This is a genomic window from Ruegeria sp. YTSA105, assembly GCF_059610225.1.
On the sequence record NZ_JBXWNE010000006.1, the window covers coordinates 178,446 to 197,205 of the forward strand.

General features: G+C 53.7%; 17 protein-coding genes and 2 pseudogenes. 9 read left to right on the forward strand and 10 right to left on the reverse strand.

Annotated elements, in window-relative coordinates; genetic code table 11:
- Positions 1-55 precede the first annotated feature (55 nt).
- Genes AC2FH2_RS10260 through AC2FH2_RS10280 form a run of 5 tightly spaced genes read left to right on the forward strand, consistent with a single transcriptional unit; the run spans position 56 to position 4,990 of the window.
- Complete coding sequence (locus AC2FH2_RS10260; RefSeq protein ID WP_496823434.1) at positions 56-814, forward strand: SDR family oxidoreductase; 759 nt, start codon at positions 56-58, stop codon at positions 812-814.
- Complete coding sequence (locus AC2FH2_RS10265) at positions 811-2,607, forward strand: IlvD/Edd family dehydratase (RefSeq protein ID WP_496713129.1); 1,797 nt, start codon at positions 811-813, stop codon at positions 2,605-2,607. Before AC2FH2_RS10260 ends, AC2FH2_RS10265 begins: the two co-directional genes overlap by 4 nt.
- 11 nt (positions 2,608-2,618) lie before the next feature.
- Complete coding sequence (locus AC2FH2_RS10270) at positions 2,619-3,467, forward strand: fumarylacetoacetate hydrolase family protein (RefSeq protein ID WP_496693907.1); 849 nt, start codon at positions 2,619-2,621, stop codon at positions 3,465-3,467.
- Positions 3,460-4,383, forward strand: coding sequence for a 2-hydroxyacid dehydrogenase (locus AC2FH2_RS10275; protein ID WP_281994834.1), 924 nt, complete (start codon positions 3,460-3,462; stop codon positions 4,381-4,383). Before AC2FH2_RS10270 ends, AC2FH2_RS10275 begins: the two co-directional genes overlap by 8 nt.
- Before the next feature lie 16 nt (positions 4,384-4,399).
- Positions 4,400-4,990: a LysE family translocator gene (locus AC2FH2_RS10280; RefSeq protein ID WP_271946164.1), complete on the forward strand. Its 591-nt coding sequence runs from the start codon at positions 4,400-4,402 to the stop codon at positions 4,988-4,990.
- A 47-nt stretch (positions 4,991-5,037) separates the two neighbouring features.
- On the opposite strand, the gene AC2FH2_RS10285 is transcribed toward AC2FH2_RS10280, so the two are convergent.
- A complete protein-coding gene (locus AC2FH2_RS10285) occupies positions 5,038-5,805 on the reverse strand; it encodes an SDR family oxidoreductase (protein ID WP_496823437.1) in 768 nt (255 codons plus the stop codon).
- A 69-nt stretch (positions 5,806-5,874) separates the two neighbouring features.
- Here AC2FH2_RS10285 and AC2FH2_RS10290 point away from each other — a divergent pair, with 69 nt between their 5' ends.
- The 3 genes and pseudogenes from AC2FH2_RS10290 (at position 5,875) to AC2FH2_RS10300 (ending at position 8,523) form a co-directional block, all read left to right on the forward strand.
- The gene (locus tag AC2FH2_RS10290) at positions 5,875-6,933 is read left to right on the forward strand and encodes an L-idonate 5-dehydrogenase (RefSeq protein ID WP_142634748.1); all 1,059 of its coding nucleotides are present in this window, start codon (positions 5,875-5,877) and stop codon (positions 6,931-6,933) included.
- Positions 6,934-6,937: 4 nt separating this feature from the next.
- The gene (locus AC2FH2_RS10295; protein WP_496823439.1) at positions 6,938-7,747 is read left to right on the forward strand and encodes a phytanoyl-CoA dioxygenase family protein; all 810 of its coding nucleotides are present in this window, start codon (positions 6,938-6,940) and stop codon (positions 7,745-7,747) included.
- 68 nt (positions 7,748-7,815) lie between these two features.
- Positions 7,816-8,523 (forward strand): annotated as a pseudogene (locus AC2FH2_RS10300) (IS6 family transposase).
- 318 nt (positions 8,524-8,841) lie between these two features.
- Here the strand turns inward: AC2FH2_RS10300 and AC2FH2_RS10305 are convergent.
- A complete protein-coding gene (locus AC2FH2_RS10305; protein ID WP_496823441.1) occupies positions 8,842-9,276 on the reverse strand; it encodes a hypothetical protein in 435 nt (144 codons plus the stop codon).
- Between the two features lie 182 nt (positions 9,277-9,458).
- Here AC2FH2_RS10305 and AC2FH2_RS10310 point away from each other — a divergent pair.
- Positions 9,459-9,895: pseudogene (locus AC2FH2_RS10310) on the forward strand (transposase); the annotation flags it as partial.
- On the opposite strand, the gene AC2FH2_RS10315 reads toward AC2FH2_RS10310, so the two are convergent.
- From AC2FH2_RS10315 to AC2FH2_RS10350, 8 genes are all read right to left on the reverse strand, one after another.
- Positions 9,886-11,007, reverse strand: a complete 1,122-nt coding sequence (locus AC2FH2_RS10315) for a Gfo/Idh/MocA family protein (protein ID WP_496823443.1) — start codon at positions 11,005-11,007, stop codon at positions 9,886-9,888. The pseudogene AC2FH2_RS10310 and the gene AC2FH2_RS10315 overlap by 10 nt on opposite strands.
- On the reverse strand, positions 11,004-12,080 hold the full coding sequence (locus tag AC2FH2_RS10320; RefSeq protein ID WP_496823445.1) for a Gfo/Idh/MocA family protein: 1,077 nt from the start codon (positions 12,078-12,080) through the stop codon (positions 11,004-11,006). Before AC2FH2_RS10320 ends, AC2FH2_RS10315 begins: the two co-directional genes overlap by 4 nt.
- Before the next feature lie 12 nt (positions 12,081-12,092).
- Positions 12,093-13,100, reverse strand: a complete 1,008-nt coding sequence (locus AC2FH2_RS10325; RefSeq protein ID WP_281972359.1) for an ABC transporter permease — start codon at positions 13,098-13,100, stop codon at positions 12,093-12,095.
- Positions 13,097-13,960 (reverse strand): ABC transporter permease, encoded by an 864-nt coding sequence (locus AC2FH2_RS10330; protein ID WP_496823447.1) that lies wholly within the window; start codon positions 13,958-13,960, stop codon positions 13,097-13,099. Before AC2FH2_RS10330 ends, AC2FH2_RS10325 begins: the two co-directional genes overlap by 4 nt.
- Before the next feature lie 74 nt (positions 13,961-14,034).
- Positions 14,035-15,519 (reverse strand): sugar ABC transporter ATP-binding protein, encoded by a 1,485-nt coding sequence (locus AC2FH2_RS10335; RefSeq protein ID WP_496823449.1) that lies wholly within the window; start codon positions 15,517-15,519, stop codon positions 14,035-14,037.
- A 73-nt stretch (positions 15,520-15,592) separates the two neighbouring features.
- The gene (locus tag AC2FH2_RS10340; protein WP_496823451.1) at positions 15,593-16,630 is read right to left on the reverse strand and encodes an ABC transporter substrate-binding protein; all 1,038 of its coding nucleotides are present in this window, start codon (positions 16,628-16,630) and stop codon (positions 15,593-15,595) included.
- Between the two features lie 45 nt (positions 16,631-16,675).
- The gene (locus AC2FH2_RS10345; protein ID WP_496823453.1) at positions 16,676-17,590 is read right to left on the reverse strand and encodes a sugar phosphate isomerase/epimerase family protein; all 915 of its coding nucleotides are present in this window, start codon (positions 17,588-17,590) and stop codon (positions 16,676-16,678) included.
- A gap of 10 nt (positions 17,591-17,600) precedes the next feature.
- Positions 17,601-18,755, reverse strand: coding sequence for a Gfo/Idh/MocA family protein (locus AC2FH2_RS10350; protein ID WP_496823455.1), 1,155 nt, complete (start codon positions 18,753-18,755; stop codon positions 17,601-17,603).
- Between the last annotated feature and the right edge of the window lie 5 nt (positions 18,756-18,760).

Consider the following 18,760-nt stretch of genomic DNA (forward strand, 5'->3'; position numbering starts at 1 on the left):
CTGTGGGACGAAGTAACACTTGTCCAGTCGCCACTTTTAGGGTCGGAAAATATATATGTCAGAGAGACTTAAGGGAAAAAACGTCCTGGTCACAGCCGCCGCGCAAGGGATCGGACTTGCAAGCGTAATTGCGATGGCAAGAGAGGGTGCGAAAGTCTATGCGACGGATATTAACCCTGGAAATTTAAATTTGATTCGCGATCAGAATCACGAAAATCTCGAAATTTTCGAGATGGATGTGACGAATAATGACAGTATTCATCATGGGGTCGCGCGAGCGACGCCGGACGTTTTGTTCAACTGCGCCGGGTTCGTGCATCACGGAACGATTCTGGATGCGACCGATGAAGAATGGGACTTCGCCATGGACCTTAATGTGCGCTCAATGGTGCGCACGACAAAGGCTGTATTGCCGGGGATGCTAGAGCGCGGAGGAGGCTCGATAATCAATATGTCTTCCGCACTGGGTTCCATAATCGGTGCGCCAAATCGTTGTGTATATGGAACGACAAAGGCTGCTGTTGTTGGGCTGACTAAATCAGTAGCCGTGGACTTCATAACACAAGGAATTCGGTGCAATTGCATTTGTCCGGGAACAGTCGACAGTCCCAGCTGGCGTGACCGCGTAGATGCGTTGGGAGAGCAACTGGGCAGCAGAGAAGAAGCCCTTGCACAATTTGTGGCGCGTCAGCCTATGGGGCGTGTGGCGAAGGCAGAAGAGATTGCCGCATTGGTCGTCTATCTGGCAAGCGATGAAAGTGCATTCACCACGGGGCACACACACATAATTGACGGGGGATGGTCAGGCCAATGACTAAAATATCAAAAAATGATCTGCGATCTCGCAAGTGGTTCATGAACTCTGAGAACCTTGAGATGACGGCATTGTATTTAGAGAGATACCTGAACTACGGGTTGACCCGCGCAGAACTGCAATCAGGCAAGCCGATCATTGGGATTGCTCAGACCGGGAGTGATTTGAGCCCCTGCAACCGGCATCATATCGAGTTGTCCAAACGCGTTCGCGACGGAATCATCGCCGCCGGGGGAACGTGCATCGAAATACCAGTCCACCCGATACAAGAGACCGGTAAACGGCCAACGGCCTCTCTCGACCGCAATCTAGCTTATCTGTCCCTCGTTGAGAGTCTATTCGGGTACCCGATTGATGGCGTTGTTCTGAACATTGGTTGCGACAAGACAACGCCCGCTCTTCTTATGGCCGCTGCGACCGTCAACATCCCAGCGATTGCGCTGTCGGTCGGCCCAATGCTCAACGGCTGGTGGAAAGGTGAGCGCGCCGGATCAGGAACGGTTATTTGGAAAGCGCGCGAAGACCTTGCGGCTGATGAAATCGACACCGATGAGTTCATGGAGATCGCAGCCGCCGCGGCACCTTCGGTGGGTTATTGCAATACGATGGGAACAGCAACGACCATGAATTCGCTTGCTGAAGCCTTGGGAATGCAATTGCCGGGATCAGCAGCCATACCTGCCCCGTATCGAGAGCGCGGTCAAATCAGTTATGAAACGGGTAAACGCATTGTGGACATGGTCTGGGAGGATTTACGCCCCAGCGATGTGATGACACGTCAGGCTTTTGAGAATGCGATTGTCATAAACTCGGCGATTGGCGGATCGACGAACGCGCCGATTCACCTGAATGCAATCGCCCGGCATCTTGGTATTCCATTGAACAACGATGACTGGCAGAAACTTGGCCACGAAGTTCCTCTGTTGGTTAACATGCAGCCTGCGGGCAAATATCTGGGCGAAGATTACCAGCAGGCCGGGGGTGTTCCCGCCGTTGTCGGAGAGCTTCTTGATGCTGGATTGCTGCCGCATCCCGATGCGATAACGGTGAACGGTATGACGATGGGCAATAACTGCTCGACGCGCCGGTCTCAGAATAGCGACGTAATCAAGCCTGTCAGTAGCCCGGTTAAGCAACAGGCGGGGTTCATCAATCTCTCGGGCAACTTGTTCGAGAGTGCGATTATGAAGACATCTGTGATCTCACAGGCATTTCGAGAGACCTACCTGTCGAACCCGGATGATCCTAATGCATTCGAGGGCAGGGCGGTTGTGTTTGATGGGCCCGAGGATTTTCACCATCGGATCGATGATCCCGCAGAAAAAATAGACGCAAACTGTATTCTGATTATGCGCGGAACAGGACCAAGAGGGTACCCAGGTGCCGCAGAGGTCGTGAACATGCGACCACCTGCATATTTGTTGAAACAAGGCATCGAAGCCCTTCCTTGCATCGGTGATGGCCGGCAATCCGGCACATCAGGAAGCCCGTCTATCCTGAATGCTTCACCCGAAGCAGCAGAGGGCGGTGGGTTGGCCTTGGTGCGAACTGGCGACCGACTGCGCATCGATCTAGGTAAAGGCACAGCAGATATGCTGGTTTCGCTTGAAGAACTGCATGAACGCGCCCGCGATCTGGAGGCAAAAGGTGGGTATTCAATGCCGCCCAACCAATCCCCGTGGCAGGAAATATTTCGCGAAAAAGTAGATCGGTTGGATCGCGGTATGACGCTCAAAGGTGCAGAAAACTACCGCGATATTGCGCGAGGCTTCATGCCACGCGACAATCACTAAAAGGAAAAGAAATGAAACTAGTTCGTTACGGAGCCGAGGGCTCGGAAAAGCCTGCCCTGGTCGACTCTGAGGGGCATTTGCGGGATCTGTCCGCTCACATCAATGATATCACCGGCGAGATTTTAGATGACGGAACTCTTGATAGTCTGCGCTCATTAGATCCGAGTAACCTGCCAATTGTGGAGGGTGATCCTCGTATCGCACCGTGTGTCGGCGACATCGGTAAATTTCTTTGCATCGGTTTGAACTACTCGGACCATGCTGCAGAAACCGGCGCAGATATTCCCGAGCATCCGATCCTTTTTTTCAAGGCTAACTCAGCGGTCATTGGGGCATATGACGAGGTTGTCATGCCGCGGGGATCTACACACACCGACTGGGAATGCGAACTGGGCGTCGTCATAGGCAAAACAGCCAAATACGTTTCCAAGGCCGACGCACTCGAATATGTTGCGGGCTATTGCATCGTAAATGACGTGTCGGAAAGGCATTTTCAAACTCAACTGACCGGTCAATGGACCAAAGGAAAATCCTGCGACACATTTGGCCCTACCGGCCCGTGGCTAGTGACCCGGGATGAGGTGCCTGATCCTCAAAGCCTTGGAATGTCACTGGATGTAAACGGTCAGCGCATGCAAACCGGGAATACTGCTACGATGATCTTTTCCGTTACCGAGATCATAGAGCATCTTAGCCAACTATTCACACTGCACCCCGGTGACGTAATTTCAACTGGAACACCGCCCGGTGTTGGAATGGGGATCAAACCGGAGCCAATTTATCTGAAAAAAGGCGACGTCATGGAGCTTCGCATCGATGGGCTTGGTGTTCAGCGGCAAAAGGTTGGTCAAGATGACTGACTTGTTGCAAATCGGAGGGATCACTGAACGGATGCGAGAGCGCCTGTCCGCAGCGTTCGACATTCATCAATTGGACAATTTCAACGCGGAAAGTGTTACGCATATTGTAACGAACGGACATGATGGTGTTCCCCATGACCTGATGACATCACTCAGTAACCTGAAGATGATCAGTGTCTATGGGGTCGGTTACGACGCTGTCGACGCAAATGCTGCGGTTGAGCGTGGGATTGTTGTTACGCACACACCCAATGTTTTGAACAAAGAAGTCGCAACCACCGCCGTTCTGCTGTTTCTGTCATGTTATCGAGAGCTCATACGTGACGATGATTACGTTCGGTCCGGACGGTGGGAAGTTGAAGGTAATGCCCCTTTGACGCGATCAGCGGACAATCAAAAGATAGGCATTCTTGGTCTTGGTCGCATTGGTCAGGCGATCGTTGATAAGTTGGAGCCGTGGGCCCCTGAAATTTCTTATCACACCCGCAATCAAAAGGATGTCCCGTACCCGTATTTCGACAATTTGGTTGAAATGGCAGAACATGTGGACGTCCTCATATGCATCACGCCCGGCGGTCCTTCGACCAACAAGTTGGTCAACGCTGAGGTGCTGCACGCGTTGGGGGCAGGCGGCACTCTGATAAACGTTAGTCGAGGTTCGATCGTCGACGAAACTGCCCTCATTAATGCATTGCAAAACGGTGAGCTCGGGTGGGCAGGGCTTGATGTTTTCGAGGACGAACCGCGTGTTCCAAAAGCATTGCGCGAGCTGTCCAATGTCGTTCTGCTCCCTCACGCTGGTAGCGCGACTATTGAGACGCGTGCAGCTATGGGTGACCTAACTGTCGACAATCTCCTGCAACACCTTAAGGACGGATCGGTGATCACAGCTGTGCCGGAATGCAGAGATCTGTAAAAGGTCAATCTGAAAAGTGTTTGAGTTTGCTGTTGCGGTTTTCTTTCTGCTGATTACGCCGGGCCCAGGTGTCTTAACAACTGCGGGCATTGGATCAGCATTTGGTTTTCGAGCTGGACTCGCTTTTGTGGCTGGTTTGATGCTGGGCGGGTTCATCAACATGATGTTGGTTGTTTCTGGAGTCGCTGCAGTAGCTTTGGCTATACCGGTACTTAGAACTTTGCTGCTATTTGCCTCTGTCGGGTATTTGGGATTTCTCGCCTGGCGTATTGCAAGCGCTGGCTCAAAGGTCGGGTTTTCCCCCGCGGTCTCGCCACTTGGTTTTGCGAACGGGCTGACACTTCAGTTCATTAATCCCAAGGCTTACGTGGTCGGCACTGCATTGTTTTCAGGGTTTGCCTTTATGCCCGATGCGCCCGTTTGGGAGGTCGTCATAAAAATCGTAGTATTCAATATGATTTGGGTGCCAGTTCACATGATCTGGCTGGGTGCTGGCGCAAAGCTGGGCAGCCTTGATTTAAGTGAGAGTTCACATCAAAGGATCAACTTTGCGATGGCGGCTTCATTGATGGTTGTTGTGGTGATTGCTTTGGCGTCGGCGCTTTAAACGAAACCTGCGTCAGTCGTACCTAGCAGACGGTTGAAAGACACAAATCAAAGTGACGCCGTTATTCCGCCATCGACATAGAGCGTATGTCCATTGACGAAACTGGATGCAGGGGAGGCAAGGAATATGGCGGCGCCGACAAGTTCTTCTACATTGCCCCAGCGACCGGCTGGGGTGCGTTTCTCAAGCCATGCACTGAACTCTGGGTCAGCAACCAATGCGGCGTTCAAAGGTGTATCGAAATATCCAGGCGCAATGGCATTGCAGTTTAGACCATATTTAGCCCAATCAGTTGCCATTCCCTTTGTAAGGTTGGTCACGGCGCCTTTTGTCGCCGTGTAAGGCGCAATACCCGGTCTTGCTAATGCGGATTGAACCGAAGCAATGTTAATGATCTTGCCTGACTTTCTTTCAATCATGTGCCGTGCCACAGCCTGACCGACGTGAAAGACGGACGCAACATTTGTCTGTAGTAGGCGCTCGAACGCTTCAGCGGGGAAATCCTGTAACTCCGTCCTGTGTTGCAGTCCGGCGTTGTTTATCAGGATGTCTATGGGGCCGGCGTACTCTTCAAAGTTGTCCACGGCAGATCGGACACCTTCATGATCGGTTACATCGAACGAAAGTTCACGTACCGAGGCGCCTGTTTCCCTCAACTCGGATGCTGCTGCCGCTAGCTTCGCGGTGTCGCGCCCGTTCAAAACGACCTGAGCACCGGCGGCAGCCAAGCCACGGGCCAACGCAAATCCAATGCCTTGGCTAGAGCCTGTTACTAGTGCGCGTGTTCCCTTTAGGTTGAACATTTCAAGCGTCATGCAAAAACCCCTTGGTTGTCTGCACCGACTATCCGTATCTTTTGGCAATCTGTATAGGGAGTCTGTGCAATGTCTTCGGCCAGTGTTGCTGTTGTTATCCATGCCGCAAAAGATCTGAGGTTGGAAAACCGAGACGTACACGATGTGGGGCCAGACGAAGTCTTGATTGCCATGCGCGCGGGTGGGATTTGCGGATCTGACCTGCATTACTACAACCACGGTGGTTTCGGTGCGATAAAGTTGCGTCAACCGATGGTACTTGGACACGAAGTCGCCGGGGAAATCGTGAAAGTTGGGTCAAGTGTGCAGGGGGTGCACTCAGGTCAACTCGTTGCAGTTTCTCCATCCCGCCCTTGCCAAGCCTGCATTTATTGTCTGAACAGGCAGCAAAACCACTGTCTTGATATGAAGTTCTATGGCAGCGCGATGCCGTTCCCGCATATCCAAGGCGCTTTTCAAAGCAAACTCGTGGCAAAAGCAGGTCAATGTGTTCCGGCAGATGGGTTGAGCCCCGCGCAGGCCGCTATGGCCGAACCTCTGGCGGTCTGTTTGCACGCGATTAAACAAGCTGGGAGCCTCTTAGGTAAAACTGTACTTATCACGGGATGCGGTCCGATCGGCTGCCTCACGATCTTGGCAGCACGTCGTTCAGGGGCGGCCAGAATAGTGGCGACCGATATCTCGGACCAGACCCTCGCTTTGGCGCGTGAATGCGGGGCAGACGATGCCATCAACACTTACGCCGATCCGCAAAAACTGGAGACGTTTGAAAAGGACAAGGGCCAGATTGATGTCCAACTGGAGTGTTCCGGGGCTCAATCTGCTCTGGCTTCTGGAGTCGCATGCTTGCGACCGGGTGGAACATTGGTTCAGCTTGGTCTGGGCGGAGATATGACAGTGCCGATGCAAGCGTTGACTTCAAAAGAGATAGTGCTTCGCGGGTCTTTCCGTTTCCATTCCGAGTTCTCAGTCGCGGTCGAGATGATGAGAAGCGGACTAATAAACGTCGACCAGTTGGTGACGCATTCCTTCGAAGTTGGCGAGGTTGTCACTGCCTTTGAGGTCGCGTCTGATCGAAGCCAATCAATGAAGGTACAGTTAACGTTTCCGGAAAATGACGATGGATAGACGAATGCGTGATACTGCAAAGGCTTATGAAAGAGACGGTTTCGTAGCGCCGCTGGATATCCTGACAGCTTCCGAGGTCCAAACGCTGCGCGATGGTTTTGAGAAAGCAGGGCGCATTCTCAGAGACGACCCGGAGAAACTCAAGCTTCTATATTCTTATCCGGACAGGCTAATACCATCATTCGATGCACTTCTTCGCCATCCGAAGCTGATTGAGGCTGCTTCAACAGTGTTAGGGCCGGACCTCATGGTTTGGAGCGGAGCACTTTTCGTAAAAGAAGCGCGATCATCAAAGATAGTCTCGTGGCACCAAGACTTGACCTATTGGGGTTTGGATGATGCTGAAGAGGTAACCTGTTGGGTTGCGATTTCAGAAGCGTCTGAGCAAAGCGGGTGTATGAGGTTTGTTCCTGGCAGCCATAAAAGCCGTATCGTGCCTCACGTGGACACCTTCAGCGAAAACAACCTGTTGTCACGAGGGCAGGAAATCGCAGTCGATGTGAAGGAAAAAGATGCGGTCGCTGCCGAATTGCGTGCGGGGCAGGCATCCATGCATCACGGGCATCTCTTTCACGCATCAGGGCCCAATAACACAGACGATAGACGCATTGGTGCGGCGTTGCGTTTCATAAAGCCCTCAATGAAACAGCAAAACGGCGTGAAGACTTTGGTTGCGCTAGTCGCAGGCCGAGATGATTATGGGCATTTTTTAGTTGCGCCCTCCCCTCAGGGTTTTTTGCATGAGAACGATTTCGATTTGTGTCAAAGGGATGCAGATCGCAAGAAACAAATACTCTTCGCGGGAGTGAAGTGACACCCTTGGCAGGTCTTGTCAGAAGAACTTTGCTTGAGCGGGGCAGGGCGGTTGCGTAGTTTTTGCACATGACCAAACCTGCCTCTTTTAAAAACTTCAAGACCAGTCCCGATATCATCCGCCTTGCTGTGATGCTGTATATTCGATTTCCGCTCTCGCTTCGGAATGTCGAAGATCTGCTGCATGAACGAGGCATCGACGTGAGCCACGAAACTGTCCGGTATTGGTGGAGCAGGTTCGGCCCGATGTTTGCTGCTGAGATAAGGCGGAAGCGAGTCCAGAAACTGTGGGCATTTTCGAAATGGAAGTGGCACGTGGACGAAGTTTTTGTGAAGGTGAATGGCAAAAGGTACTACCTCTGGCGGGCCGTAGATCATGAAGGCGAGGTGCTGGAAGCCGTTGTCACCAAGCGCCGAAACAAAGCTGCAGCACTGAAATTCCTCAGGAAACTGATGAAGCGGCACGGTTGCGCCGAAGAGATCGTCACAGATCGCTTCGCTTCCTACAAGGCTGCGCTCAGAGAAATGGGCGCGCTCGAAAAACAACAGACGGGCAGGTGGCTCAACAACCGCGTCGAGAATTCGCATCTTCCGTTTCGACGACGCGAACGCGCGATGCAACGGTTCAGGCGCATGCGAAGTTTACAGAAATTCGCTGCCGTTCATTCTTCCGTCTAAAACCACTTCAACCAAGAAAGATCGCTCACCAGCCGAGACACCTTCAAGCTGACCCGCGCCGCCGCTCTTAGCGAGTGGCGTCAACTTTGTTCCGGATAAGAATTGCGGATCCCGCGGCACACTGAGACTGGTTCGAATTAGTCTGGCAGCACCGCCACTCATACCTGTCTCACTTCAGTTGTGTTTTCTGACCCGGAATTGAGTCGCAATTCCCGCGAGTTGGCGCATGCGCTTTCAATCAGAGACGGAGCAAACCGTACACTCAGAACGCAATTCAGGCCTCAGTCTCAGTGGCGCATTTTGGCGGGGTCGCTTTGGGTGGGATTTCCCTGATACCCAGCAATTTACAGGGAATTTTCGTGAGATGGGTCTGGAACCCAGAGTTTCTCCTCTCAGAAATGTATGTTTTTCAGAGGTCTATGCTGCAAATTCCCAAAAAGGTGGAGCAGGGAATTGTTCCCACGGATCAAGGAGGGCGAACCCTGTATCTGGGAGGCCGGTTCTTGAGGTGTCAAAAGTCGAACGACATTCCTGTTCGGCCCAATCAAGTGCGTGGGTAACGCTGACCAGACGCTTGAGTGTGAGTTCGGGCGGCCGGGTGCCGTCGAGAATCGCGGCCTGAATCTTCGGTGAGAGAAAGGCAGTCAGGTCGCAACTCCCGATGAAGCGAGAGAAATCCTGGGCTTGAAAGGAGGGGACCGCGTCGCGTTTTGAGGATAGGATGACTGACATCAACTCCCATCGAGCAACATTTTTTTGGATTTCTGAAAACCCTAAGGAGATCGAACCATGCGAGTGAGTGTTTTGACATTCAGCGCGCTTCTTACAGGATTTACTGCCGTTCAAACTCATGCTCAGAACGCGGCTCAGGACATCACCAATCTTCTGCTCAGCAACCGGTCTGGAGACTGCGCGGACTATGCTGGAGTATATTCTGCTTCAGTGGAAGACATCACGCGACAACAACAATTTAGGCCCATTGATCTCCGTTTGGCTGCGTGAATCATCGCGTTCAAAATGAGCGGTGTACATGTCTGATCGGGCGCACCAAGGGCGGCATGAACACAAAGTTGCATGCGGTTTGTGACAGAAGAGCCCTTTTGCGCTATTGGTTCAAGCACGATGGCGAATGAAGCCCCTGGGATCTGTCTGTCACTGCCGGATAGGTCAGCAACTACATTAGCGCGAGGGCATTGGTCAGCAGCCCGCCAAATGTCGAATGGTTGCTGGGTGAGCGCGGATATGATGCCGATTGGTTCAGAGAAGCGTTGAAAGACAAAGGGATACGCGCGTGCATCCCAGGCCGCAAACAGCGCAAGACAACTGTCCGATACGACAAGTGCCGCTACAAACGTCGCAATCGGATTGAGATCATGTTTGGCAGATTGAAGGACTGGCGACGCGGTTCGACAGGTGTCTCAAAGTCTTCCTCTCAGAAATCGCTCTCGCCGCTTTGGTCATCTATTCGCTATGTGTCCTGAGCCTAATGCTTCCTATCTCGACCTCCCTTTTGCGTTTAGACGAAGCAACCGCGGCGAGAACGATGGCCAATGATTTTAGGTTGGTTCTTGCAGATGTTGAGGGCTCTCGGTCGTCTTCAATTGAACAAAGAAGCTCCCCCATGGCGCCACGAAACCCGTCGTTGAACCATTGTCCTTCGAGTGCAGGCCGCGCAATGCCGTGCGCTGTCTCAAGTGTCACAGATTGCGTCGACAGATCCGGTCCAACTGATGTCAGGCTACCGGTTGTACCTGCAATGTATGTAGTATCGCGAGGCCCATAGGGAACGCCCCCGTCAAAAACCAGGCTTGCTTGGCCCTGGTCCAAACGAACCAGCGCCTGCGACATCAGAGGCACTTTGTTGGCCTGGCCGCGTGCAGATGTAGCGGTTGCAAAGACGCTTTCTGCTCTGTCTCCGACAAGAGACGCAAGAAAGTCGAACCAATGCACGCCGAAATCGTAAAGTATCAGATGGTCGACCTCGTCAAACGGGGTACCTGCAGTCCAGCTGTGATCCCAGTGAATTGAGATATGGACCGACAGAACATCACCGATCAATCCGGCTGAAACCGCCTCACGCATCCAGGACAGGTGCGGGGCCCAACGACCGTTCTGGTTTACCGCTAGTTTAACGCCTTGATCATCTGCCAGCTTCACAAGGTCATTACCCAGATCGAGGTCGGTAACAAAAGGCTTCTGGCTGAGCACGTGTTTGCCCGCTTGCAAGGCAGCTTTGATAATTGGCACACGATGTTCGGGGTGCAGCGTGACATCGACAACGTCGATCTCGCTATCGGCAAGAAGCGTCTCCCAGTCATCTTCGATGCGGGCAGACGGGCAGTATACAGAAGCTTTTTCTTCAGCCTTCGCGCGTGTACGGTTCCAGATTGCGGCGACGTCCCAGCCTGCTGTTCGGTAGGCATCAAGATGGCTTGCAGAAATCCCACCCGTACCAATTACCCCTATCCGGGGTCTATAGCGTCGAGGCATTGGTGGAAGATACTGCAGATCCGGCGCATCGATTTCGTGCAGATGCGCAGATTTTAGTGCGTATTGGTCCGTATTGGCACTGTCTGCGGTCATGCGAGTAACCCAAGTGTTCGTTTTTCATATGCCGAGCGGAGCGCCGTATCGACGATCCGTTGCGCTGTCAGGCAAAGTGCTGGATCCAGCGGCCCTTTGACCGGGATTTCTCTGGATATGCAGTCAAGGACGTACTCAATCGCATTTCGTTCACCTAACGGTAGCGGAGTCACTGGTATCTCGTGCCGGTCAGGTCGTGTGCGGGTTTGAACCGTTATGTGATCGGCATAATCGGGCGATGAAATGGTGCCGTCTGTGCCCACAAAGACGAATCCGCAAGTTGGTTGAGGTTGCGTTGTCCACGGGTCGGTGAAGGTGCCCCAGCGCGTTTCCATTTTTGAGAGCCCGGTTTCATAACGGCAAACGGCAATGGCGTGTTGATCGACCTCAATCCCCGGTGTCTCATCGACTGTGCATGTCACCTCGATCGGCTCCTTTCCCCCTAAATACCAGGTTCCAAGCGTCGCACCGTAGCCAAGGTAATCCAACAGCGACCCACCGCCCGATGCCCGCTTATACCACCATGAGTTCGGTTTCTGACGCTCAACCTCGTCCGGGGTGACTTCGACCTTGTCGGCCAGATGGTATAGGGGGCCGCGATTTCCGTCGTAGAAATGCACTTCGCGCAGGTTGCCGATCATCCCCTCATCAATCAACCGTTTGGCCGTGACGTGGCTTTCGACCCATCGTAATGGCCAGTTGATGATCAACTGTTTGTCGGTCCTATCCATTGCAGCCATCATACGGCGCGCATCATCAGAAGATGCGGCAAAGGGCTTTTCGACAAAAACATGCAGGTCGTAAGAGGCCAGACGTTCAGTATATTCCGTATGCTGAGCCGTTGCCACACAAAGAATTGCCATGTCGTAGGGTCCCGCAGCCATGCATGTGTCGAAGTCGGTAAAGATCCGATCTTCGGGAATGCTGAATGCGGTTGCCGCTGCCTTCATCTTGTCCCAATCAGGATCGAATATACCGGCGATTTCAGCGTCTGGATGATCGTGCACCATCCGAAGCAGGTCACCCATATGCATGTGATCGAAACTGATGCCGACGATCCGGAATTTGGCCATTGGAAACTCCCTTTAGCGCGTGCCGGTAATCCTGACGTAGAGTGCGGTAACTGCAAGAATGATCAGCCCAAACAGGGCCGTGCGCGCACCTTCCGGCATTTGCATCAATGTTAGCATAGTATCCAGCACACGCAGAATAAGTGCGCCCACAATCGCACCTGCGAAACTGCCACGACCTCCGAAGATTGATGTGCCGCCAATCACCGCCGCAGCGACAGAGGGTAACAACAAGGGGTTGGCAAGGCTCAGCGAAGTTTGACGGATCATGCCGAGATAGAGCAAGCCAGCCAGCGCAGCGATCAAACTTGAAAGCACGTAGAGCCCCAGATAGACCTGCCATGCTCGGACCCCGGACAGCTTAGCGGCCTGCTCATTGGAGCCTAGGGCGAACAGCAGCCGACCAAATCCTGTATAGCGCATCAGCCACAGGATAAAGAGCGCAAACGGGATGAATACAAAAAGGCCATTCGGCATTCCAGCGGTGCGGCCGGTTCCGAGCCAGGCAAGGAAGGCGGGGATTTCGGTGCCAGCATTGATAACGAGGCGTTGATAGACCTGCAGACATCCGGTGGCGATTAACCCTGTTCCTAGGGTCATGATCAATGGATGGACCCGGACCAATCCCACGCCGATGCCATTTACAACGCCCACAACTAGGCCAGCTGACAGCGCGATCAATACTGCAGGTGTCACGCCCCAAATCGCACTAAGTGTTGCGCAAACGAAGGCTGACACGGTGGCAACTACCCCGACCGAGAGATCAATTCCTGCGGTTAGCATTGTCAGCACCTGACAAGCCGCAAGCATCGCCAATGGAATTGCGAACTTGATCAGGTTGCCAACCCAAAAGGTTGAAATCAGCCCATCCCGACCTGCTCGGACCGGGGTAACGATACCTGGCCGCAATACTTCCAGCACAGCGATCATCAGGACAAGGAAGACCAATAGCGGAATAATTGGGTTGTCGCGCAGATAACGGCCAAAGCGGACCATCGGTGGATCTATGGTGTCCATGCTCATCGGCGGGCTCCCTTTAGTGAAGCCGCCGTGCCCAACATAACGACGAGAACCATAATTGTGCCTTCGATAATTGTGGTCACGTTTGGATCGACGGCCAGCAATGTCAGGATCGTTCGAATGATCCGCAAAATGAACACCGCGATGATCGGCCCAAGCAGACTGCCTTTGCCTCCGCCCAGTACGACGCCGCCAAGTACTACGGCCGCGACCGAGGCCATAAGATATGGCCCCGGTACCGGCTCTCCAATCCCGGTCAGCGCAGCGAGGCTTAAACCGCCCATGGCACAAAACAGCCCGCATAGCGCATAGGCTGCTATCTTTGTTCTTCCCACTGAAACACCAGAACGGAAGGCGGCAAGCTCGTCTGATCCGGTGGCGTAAATCGAGAGCCCGAGTTTGGAGCGCCGGATCGGCAACCAGACAACAGCGATGCCAAAGGCAACGATGAGCAATGCCTTAGGCAGCCCGTCGAATAGAAACTGACCGCGTATTGCCTGTTCCAGCCAATCTGCAGTCGCGCCGCCCGGTGTCTCAAGTATCAACAGCGCGACGCCTTCCCAGACAAACAGCATGGCGAGTGTCACAACGATGTCGGGCACGCGCGTTACAACGATCAAAAGACCATTGATCAACCCCATCAAAAACCCGACCCCCAACACGATAAACAAGGCCGGTACACCGGCCATGCGCTCCATCAGAACGGCTGCAGTCACAGCACAGACCGCCATCATAGACGCTACAGACAGGTCGATACCGCCGACAATTACGACGATGGCCATACCGGCGGTTGCGAAAGCAAAGGGCAGGGCGGCGCGGGCAATACTCTCCAGTCCTGACGCACCGAAAGTTGGCTGTATCAATTTTGTGATGGTCAAAAGGACCATGAGAAGAATCGCTAACCCCATGACCCATGCGTGTTTTCGGATGGCCACGCTCACGCCGCGCCCTCCGTCTCGGTCAGGCCATAGGCCGCACGCATCAGTGTTTGTTCATCCGCGTCAGCGGCATCAATCACATCAACCACACGACCGTTGAAGATTACGACCGCGCGGTCACAGGCAAGTGGGATTTCTTCCAACTCGGACGTGTAGAATAGAACCGCCGCTCCTTGATCTGCCAACTCACGGACAAGCGGGTAAATCTGGCGTTTTGTGCGCACATCGATGCCACGGGTCGGATCGAATAGAAGCAGGGTTTCGACACCTGTCGCGAGCCAACGACCAATGGTGACTTTCTGTTGGTTGCCACCTGAAAGCCTTTGCACCTCGCCCTGCGCGCGTGTGTCGATCTGCAGTTTCTCGACCGCATAAGCGACCCGATCGCGCTCATGCCGCAGTTTTATTGGTCCCCAGTTCTTGAGCCGGGCAGAAAATGGCAGAGCGATGTTTTCTTTAACTGACCTTTGCGCCAGCAGAGCGTCTGAACGATCGCCCGGAACGAAAGTTATCCCGACGGCAATGGCGTCGGCGGGGTGGGCGAAGTTTACGGGCTTTCCATCAACTTCCATCGATCCTGAAGACGGGCGATCAAAGCCCGCCAGAACCTCAAACAGCTCATCCTGCCCCTGACCCTCAAGCGCGATCACCCCTAGGACCTCGCCGGGGAATAAGTCGAACGAAACATCCGAGAAACTGGGCTCAAAAGCCAGTGACTTAATGCCTAGGCGCGGTGTCTTAGCCTGTGGTTCATTTGCTCGAAGGATCTGACGTGTTCCAATGTCAATCTTCTGACCCAGCATCAATTCGACCACGCGTTCTTCTACGCCGGCTTCAATGTCGAGATCTCCGACAGACATGCCATCCCGCAACACAGTGGCCCGATCGCAGAGTTCCGAAATCTCGGTGAAACGGTGAGAAACATAGATCACACCCATCCCGTCATTTGCTTTGCGCCTTACGGTCTTCAATACGCGTTCAACCAGATCCGTCGGCAGCGCCGCGGTCATTTCGTCCAGCAAGAGGACATCAGGTTCAACAGCCAAAGCGCGTGCCAGATCGAGGATGCGCAGCGTAGCAAGTGGCAGGTCGCCAATCATTGCCGATAGTTTCAGACCTTCGATGCCAAGTTCTGTAACCCAATTTTGAAACTGATCAACAGGTGTGTCTGTCAGCCGAAGATTGTCGGATACGTCGAGATCAGGTATGAGTGAGGGTTCTTGATAAACCGGCACCAAACCGGAACGGCGCGCCTCGGCGGGGCTTCCGACAAACGCATGTTTGCCTCTGATCAATACCTGTCCAGCGTCGGGTTTAAGGGCACCGGTAATGATCTTGACGAAAGTGGACTTGCCAGCACCATTTGCGCCCATCAAGGCGACGATCTCGCCTTCAGCAACCGTGAGGTGCGCATTGGTCAACGCCCGTACGGCGCCAAAACTTTTGGCCACGTCAGACGCGTCGAGAAGTGGTGTGCTGCTCATGGAAGTCCTTGAATGCCGAGTGGGTTGGTTTTGCCTTCCGCCCAGCTAAAGGCGGAAGGCCAGTCAATTCGGATCAACCTTCGCCGGGTCCCTTACAGTCGATGATTTGTTCCATCGTGTAGTCGGTCCAGCCGGGAACGGTCACTGATACGGGCCACTCTGGGTCAAGGTTAGGATTCTGAGCCGCTGTGATCGTTTCACGGCCTGCGTCCGTCGCATTCTCCCAAAGCACAGGATCTACAAGAACGGTTTTGTTCTCAGGTGCCTTGCCGTTAAGAATGTCGACAGCCAGAGCAATGCCTGCGCCGCCGACTGAGCCAGGATTTGTCACTGCCGCGCCGTTCAATCCCTCAACCTCGGTCAAGTATTGAACAAAGCCCGCGTTGTCTGCGCCGACGATCGGCACCAAAGGTGCCCCGGATTCGGTGAACGCATCGACGATTACGTTGTCGATGCCGCTGGTCCAGACACCGTCAAACGGGATGCCGGTGGCCAGGTAATCAAAGATCTGTTGCTTACCCTGGTCTTGCTGCCAGCCGGTGAAAACTTCATGCACCACATTGATATCGGGGTGTTCTGCCAACGCGCGTTTAAAGCCGTTGTCGCGGTCAGTATCGGCTGAGACGCCAGCAATGCCTCGCATATAGACAACGTCACCTTTGCCACCGAGCTGTTCAAATAACCACTTGGCGCCAAGATAGGCGTATTCTTCTTGATTGTTCGAAAGAATGTAGGCGCCTTCAGCCGAAACACCGGCATCCACGGCAACAATGACGATATCTTGCGCCATTGCTTTTTCCAGTGCCGAATTCAAAGCATCCGGGTTGGATGGGTTCAGCACAATGGCGTCTACACCCGCTTCGATGAGGTTGTTGATGTCTTCCAGTTGCCCGGCTGAATCAGTGTTGCGATGCGCGACGATCAGGTTTGTCACATCGGCTTCGACCAGAGCTTGGGCACGCATGGCGCAAATCATCTGTTCGCGCCAGCCATTGCCTTGAACGGTGTTGGACACTCCGATTGTGTATTGCTTGTGCCCGTCAGCCATCGCCGCAGTTGAAAGAGACGCTGAAACTGCAAGAGCAGCAACACCATAAAGTAGGTTCTTCATTTTAGTTTCCTCCCAGTTTTAGTCATTTCAAATTTGATAATTTCTTCACTTGATGAATGGTGACAGGACATCCCGGGCCAGCAGAAAACCCCGCTTGACCTTTTCGTCAGTCCCTTCGAACAATCTGTCTTCATGTTCGATAATGATCGGACCGTCGTATCCGGCGCGGTACAGGCCGGAAAAGAAACCGGACCAGTCCACATCGCCCAGCCCGCAAAGCCGTGGGATTTGCCATCCCATGCCGGTAGACATCACACCGTTCTCATAAAGCCCGTCCTCATCAACCATCACGTCTTTGGCATGGACATGAGCCATGTGAGGACCGAACTCCTTGATGAACCGTGTCTGATCGATGAACTGCCAGATCAGATGTGAAGGATCGAAGTTCATGCCAACCGCATCGCCCCATTCTTCAAAAATCCGCCGCCAGATTCTTGGCGAGTAAGCAATGTTGTGACCCCCGGGCCATTCGTCATAGCTGAAGATCATCGGGCAGTTCTCAAAGCACAGACGCACACCAGAGTTTTGTGCATGCTTCACGATCGGATCGAAAATTTCAGTGGCACGCTCCCAGTTTGCGTCTAGATGCAGAGTGCGATCTCCGCCGACGAATGTGTTGACAACTTTGATGCCCATAACACCGGCGGCGGAGATTACTTTGTTAAGATGTCCAATAACTTCAACCCGATGCTCTTCATCGGCGTGGAGCGGGTTGGGATAGTACCCCAGACCCGAAATCTCGACCCCCTGATCGCCGAGTTGCCCAACAATTTCAGTGCCCTGATCCGCAGAAAGGCCATCTACGTTGATGTGGCTGGTTCCCGCATAGCGCCGTTGTTCGCCACCTGACGATGGCCAGCAGGCGACCTCCATCGCCGAAAACCCATTGGAACCGGCCCAGGCCGCCACCTCAGTCAATTGAGAGTTTTCGAATGGTGCAGTCAGTAAGCCCAGTTTCATGTCATCGCCCTCAAATCTCGCTCAAATCGACCCAGCGGCTCTCACTCGCCGACTTCACGACTGCATCGCAGAACTGCATCTCGTAGTGGCCGTCCTCAAATGTGGCCCATGTGCTGCCTTGTTGCCGCCCGCCCGCGATGACGTCGGCATAGACCGCCCGGAAAAAGTTGAAGAATGAATCTGCGAACCCTTCGACATGCCCGGGCGGCAAGGTGGCGGCTGCGATCCCCGGACCGTTCATCAAGGTGAAGTCACGCATCAGGGTCTGGTTGGGCGCGTCACGATGCCCAATGAACAGTTGATCAGGAGTTTCACTGTCCCAAGCCGCACTGGCATTTGCTCCGGCGATGTCCCATTGCAATGAATTCTTTCGCCCCATATTCACCTGGGATGTGCTCATCACGGCCCGCGCTCCGTTCTCATATCGGATAAGGATCATGGCAGCATCGTCGGTATCGATGCGCACAGTCTCGGTTTCGCCGGTTCCGCTGGTAAATGTCTCAACTGGGCCAAGAGGTTTCTGGCGTTCCGGAAGGAAGGTTGTCAGTTCCGCCATGACCGATGCCGCTTTCAAGCCTGTGACAAAGCTCGTCAGGTCAACCCAGTGCGTTCCAATGTCACCGACCGAACGCAACACACCACCCATTTCGCTTTCCAGCCGCCAGTTCCAGTCGTTGGGCTTGGCAAGCCAGTCCTGATGGTAGTGCCCGGTAACAAAACGGATATCACCCAGATCCCCGGCCATTACCATGCCGTGGGCTTGTTGGTTCAGCGGATAAAAGCGAATGTTGTAACAAACCGCTGCAACCTTGCCAGAAGCCTTGGCTAGGTCGACCATCTCGGCGCTTTCTACGGACGTCATGGCAAGTGGTTTCTCGCAGATGACGTGTTTGCCCGCAGCTAGGATCGATTTCACTTGCGGATAGTGTGCGTGGTTAGGGGTCGTTACGTGCACTATATCGATGTTTTCATCCGCCAACAGATCCTCCAGAGAGTCATAAGCCCGGGCTACGCTCATTGCCCGCGCTCGTTCCCTTCCGCGCTCTGGCGATGACCCAAGAACACCTCTTACGTCCACGCCCAGACGCCGAAGCGCCTGAACGTGCACTGTTCCTATGAAGCCGGTCCCGATCACCGCAGCGCGGATTTTTGCGAAGTCACTCATCGTGC

What these genes read in the sequence shown, in the direction of transcription:
- AC2FH2_RS10265 (WP_496713129.1), top strand. Translation starts at nt 811, where the DNA reads ATGACTAAAATATCAAAAAATGATCTGCGATCTCGCAAGTGGTTCATG.
- AC2FH2_RS10350 (WP_496823455.1), bottom strand. Translation starts at nt 18,755, where the DNA reads ATGAGTGACTTCGCAAAAATCCGCGCTGCGGTGATCGGGACCGGCTTC.
- AC2FH2_RS10285 (WP_496823437.1), bottom strand. Translation starts at nt 5,805, where the DNA reads ATGACGCTTGAAATGTTCAACCTAAAGGGAACACGCGCACTAGTAACA.
- AC2FH2_RS10340 (WP_496823451.1), bottom strand. Translation starts at nt 16,630, where the DNA reads ATGAAGAACCTACTTTATGGTGTTGCTGCTCTTGCAGTTTCAGCGTCT.
- AC2FH2_RS10270 (WP_496693907.1), top strand. Translation starts at nt 2,619, where the DNA reads ATGAAACTAGTTCGTTACGGAGCCGAGGGCTCGGAAAAGCCTGCCCTG.
- AC2FH2_RS10345 (WP_496823453.1), bottom strand. Translation starts at nt 17,590, where the DNA reads ATGAAACTGGGCTTACTGACTGCACCATTCGAAAACTCTCAATTGACT.
- AC2FH2_RS10295 (WP_496823439.1), top strand. Translation starts at nt 6,938, where the DNA reads ATGCGTGATACTGCAAAGGCTTATGAAAGAGACGGTTTCGTAGCGCCG.
- AC2FH2_RS10260 (WP_496823434.1), top strand. Translation starts at nt 56, where the DNA reads ATGTCAGAGAGACTTAAGGGAAAAAACGTCCTGGTCACAGCCGCCGCG.
- AC2FH2_RS10325 (WP_281972359.1), bottom strand. Translation starts at nt 13,100, where the DNA reads ATGAGCATGGACACCATAGATCCACCGATGGTCCGCTTTGGCCGTTAT.
- AC2FH2_RS10315 (WP_496823443.1), bottom strand. Translation starts at nt 11,007, where the DNA reads ATGACCGCAGACAGTGCCAATACGGACCAATACGCACTAAAATCTGCG.
- AC2FH2_RS10290 (WP_142634748.1), top strand. Translation starts at nt 5,875, where the DNA reads ATGTCTTCGGCCAGTGTTGCTGTTGTTATCCATGCCGCAAAAGATCTG.
- AC2FH2_RS10275 (WP_281994834.1), top strand. Translation starts at nt 3,460, where the DNA reads ATGACTGACTTGTTGCAAATCGGAGGGATCACTGAACGGATGCGAGAG.
- AC2FH2_RS10335 (WP_496823449.1), bottom strand. Translation starts at nt 15,519, where the DNA reads ATGAGCAGCACACCACTTCTCGACGCGTCTGACGTGGCCAAAAGTTTT.
- AC2FH2_RS10305 (WP_496823441.1), bottom strand. Translation starts at nt 9,276, where the DNA reads ATGAGTTTGAACGGCAGTAAATCCTGTAAGAAGCGCGCTGAATGTCAA.
- AC2FH2_RS10320 (WP_496823445.1), bottom strand. Translation starts at nt 12,080, where the DNA reads ATGGCCAAATTCCGGATCGTCGGCATCAGTTTCGATCACATGCATATG.